Annotated in this window: 13 protein-coding genes and 2 pseudogenes; 5 read left to right on the top strand and 10 right to left on the bottom strand. The window is 60.2% G+C overall.

Annotated elements, in window-relative coordinates:
• Nucleotides 1-67: 67 nt before the first annotated feature.
• The 4 genes from ACP7E0_RS31805 to ACP7E0_RS31790 all read right to left on the bottom strand — a co-directional run bounded on the left by ACP7E0_RS31805 (nucleotide 68) and on the right by ACP7E0_RS31790 (nucleotide 4,772).
• Complete coding sequence (locus ACP7E0_RS31805; protein WP_426130993.1) at nucleotides 68-1,027, bottom strand: ABC transporter permease; 960 nt, start codon at nucleotides 1,025-1,027, stop codon at nucleotides 68-70.
• Between the two features lie 10 nt (nucleotides 1,028-1,037).
• The gene (locus ACP7E0_RS31800) at nucleotides 1,038-2,540 is read right to left on the bottom strand and encodes a sugar ABC transporter ATP-binding protein (RefSeq protein WP_426130991.1); all 1,503 of its coding nucleotides are present in this window, start codon (nucleotides 2,538-2,540) and stop codon (nucleotides 1,038-1,040) included.
• Between the two features lie 6 nt (nucleotides 2,541-2,546).
• Nucleotides 2,547-3,530: an ABC transporter permease gene (locus ACP7E0_RS31795; protein WP_426131057.1), complete on the bottom strand. Its 984-nt coding sequence runs from the start codon at nucleotides 3,528-3,530 to the stop codon at nucleotides 2,547-2,549.
• 159 nt (nucleotides 3,531-3,689) lie between these two features.
• Nucleotides 3,690-4,772, bottom strand: coding sequence for a sugar ABC transporter substrate-binding protein (locus ACP7E0_RS31790; protein ID WP_426130989.1), 1,083 nt, complete (start codon nucleotides 4,770-4,772; stop codon nucleotides 3,690-3,692).
• A 225-nt stretch (nucleotides 4,773-4,997) separates the two neighbouring features.
• Between ACP7E0_RS31790 and ACP7E0_RS31785 the strand changes: the two genes are divergently transcribed.
• Both ACP7E0_RS31785 and ACP7E0_RS31780 read left to right on the top strand, forming a co-directional pair.
• Entirely contained in the window at nucleotides 4,998-6,587 is a 1,590-nt protein-coding gene (locus tag ACP7E0_RS31785; RefSeq protein WP_426130987.1) for a GMC family oxidoreductase, read from the top strand.
• A gap of 17 nt (nucleotides 6,588-6,604) precedes the next feature.
• Nucleotides 6,605-7,891: a glycerate kinase type-2 family protein gene (locus ACP7E0_RS31780; RefSeq protein WP_426130985.1), complete on the top strand. Its 1,287-nt coding sequence runs from the start codon at nucleotides 6,605-6,607 to the stop codon at nucleotides 7,889-7,891.
• A 157-nt stretch (nucleotides 7,892-8,048) separates the two neighbouring features.
• Here the strand turns inward: ACP7E0_RS31780 and ACP7E0_RS31775 are convergent, their stop codons facing one another.
• From ACP7E0_RS31775 to paoA, 5 genes are read right to left on the bottom strand one after another with little or no spacing between them, the layout of a single operon-like run.
• Nucleotides 8,049-8,180: a hypothetical protein gene (locus tag ACP7E0_RS31775; RefSeq protein WP_426131056.1), complete on the bottom strand. Its 132-nt coding sequence runs from the start codon at nucleotides 8,178-8,180 to the stop codon at nucleotides 8,049-8,051.
• A 59-nt stretch (nucleotides 8,181-8,239) separates the two neighbouring features.
• Entirely contained in the window at nucleotides 8,240-9,160 is a 921-nt protein-coding gene (locus ACP7E0_RS31770; RefSeq protein WP_426130983.1) for an XdhC family protein, read from the bottom strand.
• 10 nt (nucleotides 9,161-9,170) lie between these two features.
• The gene (gene paoC / locus ACP7E0_RS31765) at nucleotides 9,171-11,369 is read right to left on the bottom strand and encodes an aldehyde oxidoreductase molybdenum-binding subunit PaoC (RefSeq protein WP_426130981.1); all 2,199 of its coding nucleotides are present in this window, start codon (nucleotides 11,367-11,369) and stop codon (nucleotides 9,171-9,173) included.
• Between the two features lie 2 nt (nucleotides 11,370-11,371).
• Nucleotides 11,372-12,322 (bottom strand): FAD binding domain-containing protein, encoded by a 951-nt coding sequence (locus ACP7E0_RS31760; protein ID WP_426130979.1) that lies wholly within the window; start codon nucleotides 12,320-12,322, stop codon nucleotides 11,372-11,374.
• Complete coding sequence (paoA, locus tag ACP7E0_RS31755; RefSeq protein WP_426130977.1) at nucleotides 12,319-12,954, bottom strand: aldehyde dehydrogenase iron-sulfur subunit PaoA; 636 nt, start codon at nucleotides 12,952-12,954, stop codon at nucleotides 12,319-12,321. The genes ACP7E0_RS31760 and paoA overlap by 4 nt, the downstream gene beginning before the upstream one ends.
• 270 nt (nucleotides 12,955-13,224) lie before the next feature.
• On the opposite strand from paoA, the gene ACP7E0_RS31750 reads away from it, so the two are divergent.
• Nucleotides 13,225-13,455: an SUMF1/EgtB/PvdO family nonheme iron enzyme gene (locus tag ACP7E0_RS31750; protein WP_426130975.1), complete on the top strand. Its 231-nt coding sequence runs from the start codon at nucleotides 13,225-13,227 to the stop codon at nucleotides 13,453-13,455.
• Between the two features lie 133 nt (nucleotides 13,456-13,588).
• On the opposite strand, the gene ACP7E0_RS31745 is transcribed toward ACP7E0_RS31750, so the two are convergent.
• The gene (locus ACP7E0_RS31745) at nucleotides 13,589-13,837 is read right to left on the bottom strand and encodes a glycine zipper 2TM domain-containing protein (RefSeq protein ID WP_426130973.1); all 249 of its coding nucleotides are present in this window, start codon (nucleotides 13,835-13,837) and stop codon (nucleotides 13,589-13,591) included.
• Between the two features lie 424 nt (nucleotides 13,838-14,261).
• On the opposite strand from ACP7E0_RS31745, the pseudogene ACP7E0_RS31740 reads away from it, so the two are divergent.
• Nucleotides 14,262-14,371 (top strand): annotated as a pseudogene (locus tag ACP7E0_RS31740) (class I SAM-dependent methyltransferase); the annotation flags it as partial.
• 302 nt (nucleotides 14,372-14,673) lie between these two features.
• Nucleotides 14,674-14,744, top strand: a pseudogene (locus ACP7E0_RS31735) (GNAT family N-acetyltransferase); the annotation flags it as partial.

Here is a 14,744-nt window from a genome sequence, read left to right as displayed (position 1 = left end):
GAACCGCAGTTGACCCCGCGGTTCCTTCTCCATCCTTGGGACGCTTTCCTTTGAGGAGATATCATTCTCATTTGATGACCGGGATCTTGCTGCGGTCGATGGTGATTGCTACCGCGATGATCAGGACGGCGCCAAAGACCACGTTTTCCGCAAAGATGTTGACGCCGATGAAAGTCATGCCGATGCGCACGATCGAGATGATCAGCGCGCCGACTGCCGTGCGCGCCACTCCGCCGAGACCGCCGGTAATGGCTGTGCCGCCGACAATGACCGCCGCAATGGCAGGCAGTAGCAGTTGGTTGGCAAGGCTCGGCGAACCGCTGGAAAGCCTTGCCGCCAGAATGACGCCGGCAATCGCCGCCAATGTCCCGGAAATGGCAAAGGCTATGATCTTTGTCCGATCCACATTGACACCTGCGGCGAGTGCCGCAGGCTCTCCCGCGCCGACAGCCAGGCTATATCGGCCAAAGCGCGTATAGCGCAGTACCATGAAGCTGACGATACCAACGATCGCTGCGAGGATGGCAACGACCGGGATGCCGGCGAGCGTGCCGTTGATCCATGTCGTGCTGAGGCGCCCGCCCTCCTCGATGGTGATGGCTCGCCCTTGCGCAAACCAGAGCGCCATGCCCGCAACGACGCCCCCGGTCGCAAGGGTCGCCACGAAGGACGGAACGCGCAGGCGTACATGGACGATGCCGCTGAGGGTACCGAAGATAAGCCCAGACGCGATTGCCACTGGGAAAGCTAATGCGCCGATCGAGGGCAGCAACTGCGCGAGAATGACGCTTGCCAATGATGCTACCGCCTGGATCGACAGATCAATGCCACCGATCAGGATAACGAAAGTGACGCCAGTTGCGAGGATGAAGAGCACGGCAGTGTTGCCAAGCAAAAGCCCCAACGTCTCGCCTGTCAGAAAGCCCGGCGATCCGATCTCGACGATGGCGATCAAAAGCACGAGAAGGACAGGAGGAATGGCGCCCTGGACCCAGCCCGCCGCAAAAAAATCGGATAGTTTCTTCATGGCCGTTACCTCACACCATTTCCCGGACAAGATCGACCTGGTCCGGCTTGTTTCCTGCCGCAGCATCGAAACGAGCCGTCACCTCACCATCGCGCATGACGAGGACCCTGTGGGAAAGCCCGATGGTCTCCTCCAGCGTGTCGGATAGAAGCAAGATGGCAATCCCTTGCGCGGACAGATCGCGGACGAGTTCGTAGACCTCCTCCTTGGCACCGACATCGAGGCCACGCGTCGGATGGTCGAGGATCAGCACACGCGAACCGGCCGTCATCCAGCGGGCAAGCACTACCTTCTGCTGATTGCCGCCCGAAAGCTTTCGGCAGGCGATGTCAGGACCGGGCGCCTTGATGCGTAATTTGCGGATCCAGTCGATGGCCAGCTTCCGCTCGGCACCATAATCGATCCTGCCGTTCTTCATGACACTGGATAAATCGGCAAGTGTGATATTCTCGGCGATTGACAGGAACATCACCAGTCCCTCGAGCCGGCGTTCGCGTGGCACATATCCGATGCTCTTGCGCACCGCCTGTTCCGGCGACGTGAAACGCACGGCCTCGCCCTTGATTCTCAGCGAACCTTCAGTCTGAGGAAGGAAGCCGCCGAGCGTGCGGGTGATCTCCTCGCGGCCGGAGCCGACAACGCCTGCAATGCCGACGATTTCGCCGGCATGAATCTTGAAGTCGACGCCATGGAACGCGCCTTTGACACCCAGGCCGTTGGCTTCCAGAATGACCTCAGGACCCGGCGCCATCTGGCGTGGTTCCTTGTAGTATTCGGTCTGCAGACCGCGGCCGACCATGATCTCGTGCAGTTCCGGCCCCGTCACCTGGCTTGCCTGATGCTCGGCGACGACTTCGCCGTCCTTCATCGTGTAGACCCGGTCGGAAATGCGCAGCACTTCGTCGAGACGGTGCGAGACGAACACGAAACTCGCCCGCTTCTTCAAGGAGCGGATACGCTCGAACAGCACGTCGATGTCGGACGATGTTAAAACCGACGTCGGCTCGTCAAGCAGGATAACCAGCGGCCGCGACACACTTTCCTCCAGCGTCAGCGCCTTGGCGAGCTCGACCATCTGGCGGGCCGCGAAGGTGAGCTCGGAGGTGCGCGTCGTAACGTCGATATCGACGCCGATCTTGCCGAGCTGGCGGCGGGCTGCATTCCGCATCGCCTTCCAGTTGACGATGCCAAGCCGGGTGAACTGATGTTCCTGACCGAGATAAATGTTTTCGGCAACCGACATGTTAAGAAGCAGAGACTGCTCCTGGAACACCATACCGATGCCATGAAAGGCGGCATCGCGCGTGCTGCGCAGCCGCAGCCGCTCACCATCGAGCGTCATCGTGCCAGAGTCCGGCTGCAGCGTACCGGCCAGCGTGCGCATCAGCGTCGACTTGCCGGCGCCGTTTTCCCCGATCAGGCCGATGACTTCATTCGGCCGGATTTCCAGCGAAACGTTTTTCAACGCCTTGACGCCCATGAAGGATTTCGAGATTCCGTTGACTGACAGCATGGCCGTTCACTTCACGATCTTGAGGCGGAGACGATCGAGCGACAGCGCGACGGCTGCGATGATCATCAGGCCCTGCACGGTCTGCTGCACGTAAGGGGAGATGCCCAAGAGCACCATGCCGTTGGCCAGCACGGTGACGATCAGCACTCCGACCAGCGTGTTGAGCACGCCACCCTCGCCGCCGGTCAGTGCCGTTCCCCCGACGACCACGGCAGTGACGGCCGCAAACAGGCGCCCGTCGGCGATCACCGCATTCGACTGCCCGAGCTGTGCGGCGGCCAAAACCCCGGCGATACCAAAGAAGAATCCGGCGACCCCAAAAGCGGTAATGCGGACACGCGTGAGATTGACGCCGGACAGTTCGGCCACGTCTTCACCGCCACCGATCGCCAGAATATGGCGGCCCAGGCGTGTGTGATACTGGATGATAATTGCCAATAGGAAGGCTGCGGCTGCGACCCAGACGGCCAAAGGCAGCCCGAGGAACCGCTCCAGCGCCAGCGAGCGGATGGAATTATCCATCAATCGGACGGCCGACCCGCCGAGCATGAATACCGAAACACCAAGGCCGATGAACCAAATACCGAGCGTCGCCATAAATGACGGAATCCGCAGGACCGTCTGGATGATGCCGTTCAAAAGGCCCATGGCCGTGCTTGCAGCGACTGCCGCTATAACAGCGAGCCACCCGTAGTCATTGCCATTGGCGTCATTGGTTGCGAGCAGCACCAACACCATGGCGGCGACGGAAAGCGCGCCTTCCACCGACAGATCGATGCTGCCCATCAGGATGATGAACGTCATACCCATCGCCAGCGTCAGGGGTACTGCAGCGGAATTTGCTACACGGATAATATTGCGCAGTTCGATGAAATTAGGGTTTGCAATGGTGATAAGGACACACAGTACGACAAGCACTATCAGCGGCGCAAACGTGCGCAGGCGGCGTGCGCCCTCGCCACGAAAAAACCGCGCAAAAACAGCATCCATGGCCGATGTCCGCTCCAGGTTGGTGACGGGCTTCATGGTTTCAGAATTGATCGTCAAAAGATATACTCCGCATCCGGGCTGAAACAGCCGACAGCGAAAGACTCCGCTGCCGGCGATACACCGCGGCAAAGCCGCGCCGGGCATCTCATAGGAAGATGCTTACGTTCTGATCTGGCCAGTGACGCGGCCCCATAGATCGCTCCAGTCCAAAGTCGGCTGGGATTCGATGTTGGTTTTGTAATATTCCTCAACATTATCCTTGGTGATCGAAACCACCTTTCCGTAGAACTCGCGGTGTTCCGGCGGCTCGGATGTCGGGTCGAACTTCTTCATCAGAGCATTGTAGCCGAGAGCAAGACCGATACCGCCCTGCCAGAAGGGATCGGACGTGATCGTGCAGGCGAACTCGCCGCTACGAACCGCATCCACAGCCGTCTTGATGCCGTCAATGCCGACGACCGGGACCTTGCCGGCGAGACCTTCCGCGCGCAGAGCTTCGAGAGCGCCCGTGCCCATGTCATCATTGGCAGCCCAGATGCCCTTGATGTCGTCGCCAAAGCGCGTCAGCAGGTTGCCAGTTAGGTCGAAGGCTTCCGTGGACTTCCAGTTAGCGACCTGGAAATCGAGCAGCTTTATATTGCTATTGGCAGCCAGGGCTTCATCGAGACCCTTCTTGCGCTCGATGGCAGCCGTGTTGGAAATCTGGCCCCCAAGCGCGATAATGCCGCCGGAGCCGCCGATGGTCTTGAACAGGATTTCAGCGATTGCCTTGCCGCTGGAGATACCGTCGAACTCGATATGCGAAACGTAGTTTGGGTCGAAATCCTTCGGATGCAGGTCGGCCGGCTTGTTCCACTGGGTAACCACATAGGCGCCAGCCGCCTTGCAGGCCTCAACAATCGGGCGGGCATCCGGGGTATCGTTCGGGTCGGAGTTCAAGACCATGTTGCCGCCGGTCTTGGCGAGCATCGCCTTAATGTCGGCAATACCTTTTTCGCTGTTGCCTTCAGACACCAGCGTCACATGCTCCAGCCCTGCGAATTTAGCGTAAGCCTCAGCGCCTGACTTCCAGACCGCATGGTAGGGATTGGACAGTGAGCGAATCGACGTCACGAGCGTGGGGGCGCCCTGCGCAAACAGCCTCTTTGGCATCGCTGAAACAGCAAGCCCTGTCGCTGCGCCGATCATCAGGGTGCGGCGATTGATCTCGCCGAAATTCATCACAATCTTTCCGTCTTTCATTCTCGATCCTCCCGTTGAAATTCTCGAAACTGCGGTTCAGCAGCGTTGTACGGATGCTGGAACAGGTCAGAAAGATCGTCGCGCCCTCCAGTATTTGTACGACAACCCTTCAACACGATAACCATACCCTTTCTCTTGACGCCGCACAAGGGACTTGAGATGGTACGCGCCGAAGAGATGCAAAGCCGACGAAAACCGGCGAAAAATCTCAAGCGGAGGAATGAAATGCCCGACTATGTCATCATCGGCGGCGGTTCTGCGGGATGCGTTCTTGCGGCGCGATTGACCGAAGATCCCGCCATCACCGTCACCCTGCTCGAAGCGGGACCGCGCGACACGAATTTCTACATCCATTTGCCGGTCGGCTTCTTCAAGATGACGGCAGGGCCGTTGATCTGGGGCTATGAGACCGCACCCGGCCGTGAAATCGGCGGGCGCCGGATGGTTTATCCGCAGGCTCGAGTCCTTGGCGGCGGGAGCTCAATCAATGCTCAGGTCTTCACCCGCGGATGCCCGGAAGACTATGACGCCTGGGCTGCAGAAGAAGGCTGCGACGGCTGGTCCTACGAGGATGTGCTACCCTATTTCCGCCGCTCGGAAGGCAACGATTCGCTTGGCGGCCCGCATCACGGCACCGAAGGCCCGCTCGGCGTCACGTCAACGACACCGCATCCGCTCACCCGCGTGTTCGTACGCGCAGCGCAGGAAGCCGGGCTTCCCTACAACGGGGACTTCAATGGCGGTAACCAGCAGGGCGCCGGCTTTTACCAGGCAACGACGAAGAACGGCAAACGCAGCAGCACGGCCACCGGATACCTGAAGCCTGCGCTCGCCCGCAAGAACCTCGTACTGCGCACCGATGTGATGGTCAATCGGATCGTCATCGAGAACGGCAAAGCCATCGGCGTCGAAATCATCGAGAACGGGCGGCCCGTCACCCTCCGGGCGGAACGCGAAGTCATCGTCACTTCCGGCGCCATCGGCTCCCCGAAACTGCTGATGCTGTCGGGCATCGGTCCTGCCGACCATCTGCGGTCCGTCGGCATCGACATGCTGCACGACCTGAGCGGGGTCGGCCAGAACCTGCAGGACCATATGGATGTCGATGTTCTCGCCGAACTGTCGGGCTCCCATGGCATCGACCGCTATAAGAAGCTGCACTGGCAAGCGGTGGCTGGACTAGAATACATGCTGTTCGGCAAGGGACCGGTCGCGTCAAACATCGTCGAAGCCGGAGCCTTCTGGTGGGGCGACAGGACGGAAAAAACACCCGATATCCAGTTTCACTTTCTTCCCGGCGCAGGCGTCGAGGAGGGGATCGGCTCGGTGCCTGGCGGCAACGGCTGCACGCTCAATTCCTATCCTGTGCGGCCACGCTCACGCGGCAGCGTGACGCTGCGGACCGCAAATGCGATGGATGCTCCAATCATCGACCCGAACCCCTATGCCGAGCCCTACGATTTGGAGCGCGCCGCCGACGGCATTCTCATCAGCCGCGACATCTTGGCTCAACCAGCCTTCAAGCCGTACATCAAGCGCGAGCATCTGCCTGGTTCGCAAGTGAGCAACCGCCAGCAGGCCAAGGCCTTTGCGCGCGAACACGGCCGCTCGGCCTATCATCCGGTCGGTACCTGCCGCATGGGCGCTGCCGACAATGCGGATGCCGTGGTGGATCCGCAATTGCGCGTGCGTGGCATTGAGGGGCTGCGCGTCTGCGACAGCTCCATCATGCCGCGCCTGATCTCCTCCAATACCAATGCGGCAACGGTCATGATCGCCGAAAAAGCGGCAAAGCTCATCCGTGCCGGGCACTGAACCAAGGAACAGAAGCCATGCAATCCTTCGATCCACGCGGCTTCCTGCGCGCGACCTTCGATGCCGCAGTCAGGGCCGCCGACCCGGTCCACGGCATTCGGCAGCACCTGCCCCCAAAGCCAAAGGGACGCACGGTCGTCGTCGGTGCCGGCAAGGCCTCGGCGCAAATGGCGGCCGTACTCGAAACGCTCTGGGACGGGCCGATGGCAGGCGTGGTGGTGACCCGCTACGGCTTCACGGCACCCTGCCAGCATATCAAGATCATTGAGGCATCGCATCCCGTTCCAGACGAAGCGGGTCTTACCGCTTCCCGCTGCCTGCTTCAGGCGGTGGGAGGATTGACGGCGGACGATCTGGTCATCGCGCTTATCTCCGGTGGGGGCTCCGCCCTATTGCCCTCGCCCGCGCCCAGTCTAACTCTCGCCGACGAGATCGCCGTCAACGAGGCGCTGCTAGCGTCCGGTGCGCCAATCTCGGCGATGAACACCATCCGCAAGCACATTTCCACCATCAAGGGCGGACGCCTCGCAGCTGCCGCCCATCCGGCCAGGGTCGTCTCCTTCGTCGTCTCCGATATTCCCGGCGACAACCCCGCGCTCGTCGCCTCCGGCCCGACAGTGCCCGACATAGGGAACAGACAGGATGCGCTCGCCCTGATCTACGCCTATCGCATGAGCCTTCCCGATGCGGTCATGGCGCACCTCAAATCGTCAGCTGCGGACGGCCTGGAGCCCAGCGATGCGCGGTTCGCAAAGGACCAGGTCCATGTCGTCGCGTCGGCTGCCGTCTCGCTCGACGCTGCGGCTGAAGCAGCCCGCAGGCACGGGATCAAAGCAGTGATCCTTTCGGATTCGATCGAAGGAGAAGCCCGCGACGTGGCGAGCGTGCATGCGGCCATCGCGCGCGAGATTGCGACGCGCGCCAGACCTTTCGCCAAGCCCGTCCTTTTGCTTTCCGGCGGTGAAACAACCGTGACGCTGCGCGCAAAGGGCAAGGGCGGCCGCAACAGCGAGTTCCTCCTCTCCTTCGCGCTCGGCATCAACGGTGTTGCGGGTATTCATGCTGTCGCCGCCGACACCGATGGCATCGATGGTTCCGAGGACAATGCCGGGGCTTTTGCTGATGGTCATACCGTCGAGCGCATGCGTAAGGCGGGAGTGGATGCCAAGTCCATGCTGATGCAAAACAACGCCTGGACGGCATTTCAAGCGATCGACGACCTGCTCGTCACCGGCCCAACGGGGACTAACGTCAATGATTTCCGCGCCATTTTGATTCAAGAGTGCAGTTCGGACCCTGGATAGTGTCCTTCGCATCGTCGTATGAACTGCGGCATTGAGCAAAAATAGGAGAAACATAAAAGCAGGATTGAGGAAGCAGTAGCTACTCGTCAGGTCTTGTCTGGCAACCCACAATGAGCATATTGGAGAACCGAGCATAGCGGTAAGCGGATCGCCGCGGCTATCTCCTCGTGTCGGTGCCCTGTGACGACGAACACGCCCGTGCAATCGAAACCCAATGCGTTGGTGATCGCCGAACGAGCGGAATACCATTGAAGGTAGCCAGCAGCTTGTGAGTGCCGCCGTCGCCCATTCTACTCGACGTGCCCGCCGCCAGAACGACGATGGCGACAGCAGCACCGCGTTCCACGCTCATCCGTACGCCGCAAGACGCGCTGCCGCGACATCGGCGAGCACGGATAGGGCAAGCGAACTGGCGTCTCTTGTCGGACCGAAGAATCCAATCGGAGCTTTAATGCGGTTGATCTCGGTTTTCGACCAGCCCGCGAGGCTTAGACGCTCCTCTCGCCGCTTGTGGGTACGGGTGCTGCCTAATGCGCCGACGTAAAAAGCGCGCGAACTAAGAGCGGCACTAAGAACTTTCTCCTCGCCATCGAGATCATGGTGCAGCAGCACAACCGCGGTCATCTCGTCGATCGCCGCAAGTAAATTTTGCCCATCCCCATTCGTCACGATCACATCATAGCCGGAAGACTTCGCAATGGCTGACACTGCTTGTACTTCAACGTTCCCGCCTGAAATGGCGACCCTCGTGCGAGGTCGGTACAAGATTTTGAACTCCTTGTCATACCATCCCGACTGCGACGGAGGGCATATCCGGTCGAGTAGCTGCTTATCAGGTGAGTAGCCGAGCGCTCCTGTCTCTCGCGCTTTTAGGCTTTTAAGGATGCCATCAACGAGCCTGCCGTTCCTAACGACATGTATGGCGATCGTGATGCCGCCGCCACAGGGCAGGACGATGTCATAGAATGGAGAACCCTTCCCAAACTTGACGATACGGTCTCGTCCTTCTTCAAGGGCCATAAGTGCCTCGCAGGCAACTGCCGCCTCTACGCATCCACCAGAGACGTAGCCACAGAACCTGCCGTCCGAGGCGACTGCGAGCTGCGAGCCGAGCGCGCGGGCAGCCCCTCCTCGAATATCGACAAGTGTTGCAAGGGCAACCTTACCGCCCCCCTGCAATGCGGCCAACGCGAAGGCCAATATCTCTTCCGGATCGTCGGACGTGGTTGCCCGAACCGGGGTCGGAAGAGAAATCGAAACTTGGTCCATGTCATCCTCCTCAAGCTATGTCCGGCAGCTCGCCGATCAGCTTGTCGAGGGTGATTGGATAGTGCCGGACCCTGATGCCGGTGGCGTTATAGATCGCGTTGGCGATTGCTGCCGACACGCCGCAGAGACCGAGTTCTCCGACGCCCTTCGCTTTCATCGGCGAAGACAACGGATCTGTCTCGTCGATGAAGATCACCTCCTGGTGCGGGATGTCGGCATGGACCGGCACCTCGTAGCCCGCGAGGTCATGGTTGACGAAGAAGCCGCGCCGAGTGTCGACGGCGAGCTCTTCGGAGAGCGCACCACCCGCTCCCATGGTCATCGCGCCGATAACCTGGCTTCGGGCCGTGATCGGGTTGAGGATGCGGCCCGCGGCGCAGACTGCCAGCATGCGCCTTATCCGCGTTTCCCCTGTCGCGACATCAACGCCAACTTCTACGAAATGCGCGCCGAAGGTCGACTGCTGGTGCGTCTTTGTCAGATCGCCCCACTCCATCGTGTCTTCGCCAACCAGTCCTTCATCGCCCGCGGCCTCCGCAAGCGGGACGAAGCGGTTGCCCGACCGAACTGTCCCGTTTTCGAATACTGAATTTTCCGAGTTGAAGCCGAGCTTGCTGGCGACGACTTCGCGGAGCTTGACGCAGGCCGCGTAAACACCTGACGTTGCAGAGTTCGCGCCAAACTGTCCGCCGGAGCCGGCCGACACCGGAAAGCGGGAATCCCCAAGCTGGACCGCCACCTTGTCGATGCCAACGCCAAGCATCTCGGCGGCCGTCTGGGCGATAATCGTGTAGCTGCCGGTCCCGATGTCGGTCATGTCGGTCTCGACGGTTACGACGCCGTCCCGGTCGAGCTTGACGCGCGCGCCCGATGGCATCACCAAATTGTTGCGGAACGCGGCTCCGACACCCATACCGACGAGCCACTGCCCTTCTCGACGGGCGCCTGGCTTGGCGCGCTTGTCCCAGCCGAACGCCTTGCGCCCACGCTCTAGGCAGCCGATGAGATCCCGATGCGAGAACGGCCGCTCGGGCTTCTCCGGATCGACCTGGGTATCGTTGACGATCCGGAACTGGACAGGATCCATACCGAGCTTTTCGGCCATCTCGTCAATGGCGATCTCAAGGGCCATCAAACCGGGCGCCTCGCCGGGTGCGCGCATGGCGTTGCCTTCTGGAAGGTCGAGCGTGGCCAGACGCATTGCCGTCATCCGGTTTGCTCCGGCGTAAAGAAGCCGCGTCTGGTTGACTGCCGTTTCCGGCCCGCCGCCCGGAAGGTCGCCAGACCAGCTCTCATGGGCGATTGCCGTAATCTTGCCGTCGCGCTCGGCGCCGATGCGAATGCGCTGGATGGTAGCCGGGCGGTGCGTCGTGTTGTTCGGTACAAAAGGCCGCGGGAGCGCCACCTTCACTGGATGGCCGACGTCCTTTGCCGCGAATGCGGCCAGAACGGCATCGGCGCGCAGGAACAGCTTACCGCCGAACCCACCGCCGATAAACGGCGACATCAGATGGATCTTCTCCTTGTCGATCCCGAGCGTCGTGGCAAGGTCAGTCCGCCACCAGTCGATCATCTGGCTCGACGTCCAGACGGTCAGCTCATCACCGATCCACCCGGCGATCGAAGCGTGCGGCTCCATCATCGAGTGCGACTGGTCCGGGGTCGTGTAGGTCTCGCTCAACGTGACGGCGGCCGTCTTAAAAGCGGCGTCGAAGTCGCCGACCGCCGTGTCCGGTTCGTGGGATTCGTCGGGCTTCTCGGCCGATGCCATGGCAGCGCGCAGGTCGTAGACGCCAGGTCGTTCCTCATAGTCTACCTTCACCAATGCCGCTGCGGCACGTGCCCGTTCGAACGTATCTGCGACAACGACGGCGACGGCTTGATGATAGTGCTGGATCTCTGCGCCGCCAAACAGCTTGGCGGTGTTGTACTTGCCCTTTTTTAGGTCTCCGACGTCGAGCGTCGTGACGACCTTAAGCACCCCTGGCGACTTGTTCGCGGCGCTTGTGTCGATCGACTTAACCTTGCCCTTGGCGATCGAAGCGCCAACGGGATATCCGTAGGCATAGGGCACGTTCTTGTCATACCACTCGTAGGCATACATCGCTCTGCCGGTGGTCTTGAGCTCGCCATCTATCCTATGGATGGGTTTGCCAACCACTTTGAGCTGGTCGATTGGATTGGTGGTAGCTGGTTTGTCGAACTGCATGACTATCCCCTTGCCTCCACGATCACGGCGCCTAGCGTGCGCTCGACAAGATCGATCTTGAAGTGGTTCTGCTCGGTTGGACGGGCGCTCGCCATTAAGACGGAGGCAACGGCCTTGGCACCGTTTTTGAGTTGCACGTCGGCCTCTTCGATGCGCCAAGGCTTATGGGCGACGCCGCCGACGGCGACGCGGCCAGAGCCATCAGGCTGGATGATTGCGCCGACCGAGACGAGGGCGAACGCGTAAGATGCCCGGTCCCTCACCTTCCGGTAGATGTGCTTGCCACCGGTCGGTAGCGGCAGGACGACCGCGGTGATGATTTCGCCAGGTTCGAGTGTCGTCTCGATATGCGGCGTGTCTCCAGGAAGACGATGGAAGTCCGCCATCGGAATGGACCGTTTCGCCCCTTCGGCTTTGACGGTTTCGACAACGGCGTCAAGCGCCCGCATGGCGATTGCCATGTCGCTCGGATGCGTCGCGACGCAGGCGTCGCTCGTTCCTATGACCGCGTGTTGGCGCGTAAAGCCTCCAATCGCAGAGCAACCACTACCTGGCTGGCGCTTGTTGCATGGCTGGTTCGGATCGTAGAAGTACGGACAGCGTGTCCGCTGTAGCAGGTTGCCCGCGGTTGTTGCCTTGTTGCGAAGCTGCCCGGAGGCACCGGCAAGCAGCGCGCGCGAAAGCAGACCGTAGTCTCGTCGCACCCTCTCGTCTGCGGCCAGGGCCGTGTTCCTGACGAGAGCACCGATCCTCAGGCCACCTTCCGACGTCGGCTCGATCTTGTCGAGGCCAAGTCCATTCACGTCGATCAGATGGCTCGGGCGCTCGATCTCGAGTTTCATGAGATCCAAGAGATTTGTACCGCCGGCAATGAACTTGGCTTGCGGGTTCGAGGCTGCTGCCTTGGCGGCACTTTCGACCGATGACGCGCGTTCGTAGGTAAAGGCCTTCATGCTTCAATCCCCCCGACTTCCGAGATGGCGTCCAGGATGTTGGAGTAGGCTCCGCACCGACAGATGTTTCCGCTCATGCGCTCGCGGACCTCGGCGGCAGTAAGCCTTACCGCTTCAGTCAGGTTGCCAGTGACGTGACTCGGAATGTTCGCCTTGATCTCTTCCAACACCGCGATGGAGGAACAGATTTGGCCAGGGGTGCAGTAGCCACACTGGAAGCCGTCGTGCTTGATGAACGCCGCCTGCATCGGATGGAGGTCGCCTGGAAGCCCCAGTCCCTCGATCGTCGTGACCTCATCGCCGTCATGCATGACGGCAAGCGTTAGGCAGGAATTAATCCTGTGACCATCGACGATGACCGTGCATGCGCCGCATTGTCCATGATCGCATCCCTTCTTTGTTCCCGTGAGATGCAAATGTTCCCGCAAAGTATCGAGGAGCGTGGTCCTGTTATCGAGGGCAAGTTGGTGTCGCTCGCCGTTAACAGTGAGCGCCACAGGCGTTGTGTGTTTCATATCGTTTCCCGTTGGCTGCGCAGCAGTGTTGGACGCCGCCGCTCCCGTGAGAGCCACCGCCGCTGCTGACGAGATAAGAAGGTCCCGACGTGAAAGTTCCAAATTTTGATTGAGCATGTCCGCTCCGTTCGTTCTCAGCTGGAGTGAGGGTTTGGCCCTAGCTAAACGCTCAAAATGTAACGTAGGGCTTTCGGCGGTGAAGATTAGATCCTGTTGGTCGCTAGCAGTCATACGCCCAGTTAATAAGTGAGGAGGACGGTCAGATGTTCCAACCGACCGTTATTTTCGTTGATCCATGAATATCGGCGGGGGGAATAACGGCGGGAGCGTTGGGCGGGTTTCGTCTGGCGCGGGCGCAAACGCCGGCGCTGAGCAGCTTGGCCGGCATTGACTTGGTTCAGATCGCCGCCGGAAATTTCCCACGGCTCACCTGCCACGGACCCGGATGGCCGCGCGTTCGAACAACCGCAGCATCACGTTACGATAACAAAGCCTTTTGAGATCGGCCGGTTCGAGGTGACGCAGGCCAAATGGGAAGCGGTCATGAAGCAGAGCTCCTTTTCGTTCGCCAATCGAACCCAGGCGATCGGAGCACAATTTGGGAAATGGGCCTGCTAAGTGACGTAGAAAAGCCCTCGGTGAGGTAAGCCTTTACGCCGAGGGCCTTGAGGTCATGACGGAAAAATGAATAAACCAGGTTCTATTTCAGGCCAGTGATGCGTGTATTTCGCCACCTGCCTCTCTTAAACAGTTATCGGCCGCAAGCTATAGCAGAACCGGCAGCACCGCCCAATGTTGCTCCGGCACCAACGGCCCAAAGCTGGCCGGTACCGGACCCGATTGCAGACCCCGCCACACCGCCCACAACTGCGCCTCCAACCGTCCCCGCCACACAGCCGGGTGTCGCCGGGCCCGTGCTGGAATTCATGCTCGCTGTTTGACATCCGGCTAATGCAAAGCATGATGCCGCGAGCATGGCCATAGTGGAATAATAAGACATTTCTTCCTCCTATCGTTGGTTTCGGATTTTGCTTGGTCCTGGAATTTCGACCAGCGCAGACATCGCTAAGGCCTCCAGTTAATCTCACCGCTTTGGTCGAATAGCTTTTAACTCAGAGAATTGGGTTCTGTTCCATTTGTGGTGATCGTGGCAGGTCTGCTTTTGCCCGATTTCAAAGGTGGCGACACCTACGTGGCGGAAGGATAACTTTCCAATTCCAGCAGGCGGTACAAACGACCGGAATGACGGCGCATTGCCGCCCGGGAGCATTGGCAATAGGCTGGTAGTGTCTCTGATCGCATTTCTGCTAAAGCAGGGACGGTTGTCGCCCGCGATGTCACCAACTGCCGAAGTGTGTGAAAGGCGCAGCGGACTGATGGGCCTCTCGCTCATCGACCTATTGTCTTGAAGGAGGAGCGCTAGGATGAGCACCGACCGGGAGACCGTGCGGTCCTATGATACGGTCGCGGCAGAGTACGCTGCCGAGGCTGCAGGATGCCTGAATGGGTCGCGACAGAGATCGATGTGTTCGTGAGGGCGAGTCGGGCCTAACGCACACAGACGCGCGGCAATGGCCGTTGTAGCTCGACTGTGAACTTCACGTGATCGCCGCATGCCTGCTTCCAGGCGAAGTCCAAGATCGCCTGGAAGCAGACATGCGGCGCAATGCGGAAATTATTCTGACTTGGGGCTGGTAGCTGCGCCGCCCCTCGGCGACCGATCCTGTACCGCTGAGCCAGCAGCAACCGCTATCGCTCCCACGCCATCCGAGTTACGATGCGTAGCCGAAAACGGGCGCGGGCGCCTCGCCGGACCACCTATGACAGGAGGGTACTGTGAAATCACCAACAGTGAGGGTTATGGCCGCGGCCGAGGAAGATCTAGCGGTGGAAACGGTCGTGCTGGC

This window comes from Pararhizobium sp. PWRC1-1 (genome assembly GCF_049897905.1).
In the GTDB taxonomy this organism is placed as follows: domain Bacteria; phylum Pseudomonadota; class Alphaproteobacteria; order Rhizobiales; family Rhizobiaceae; genus Pararhizobium.
Note: the sequence above shows the minus strand (reverse complement) of the source record. Positions and strands in the feature narration are given on the sequence as shown.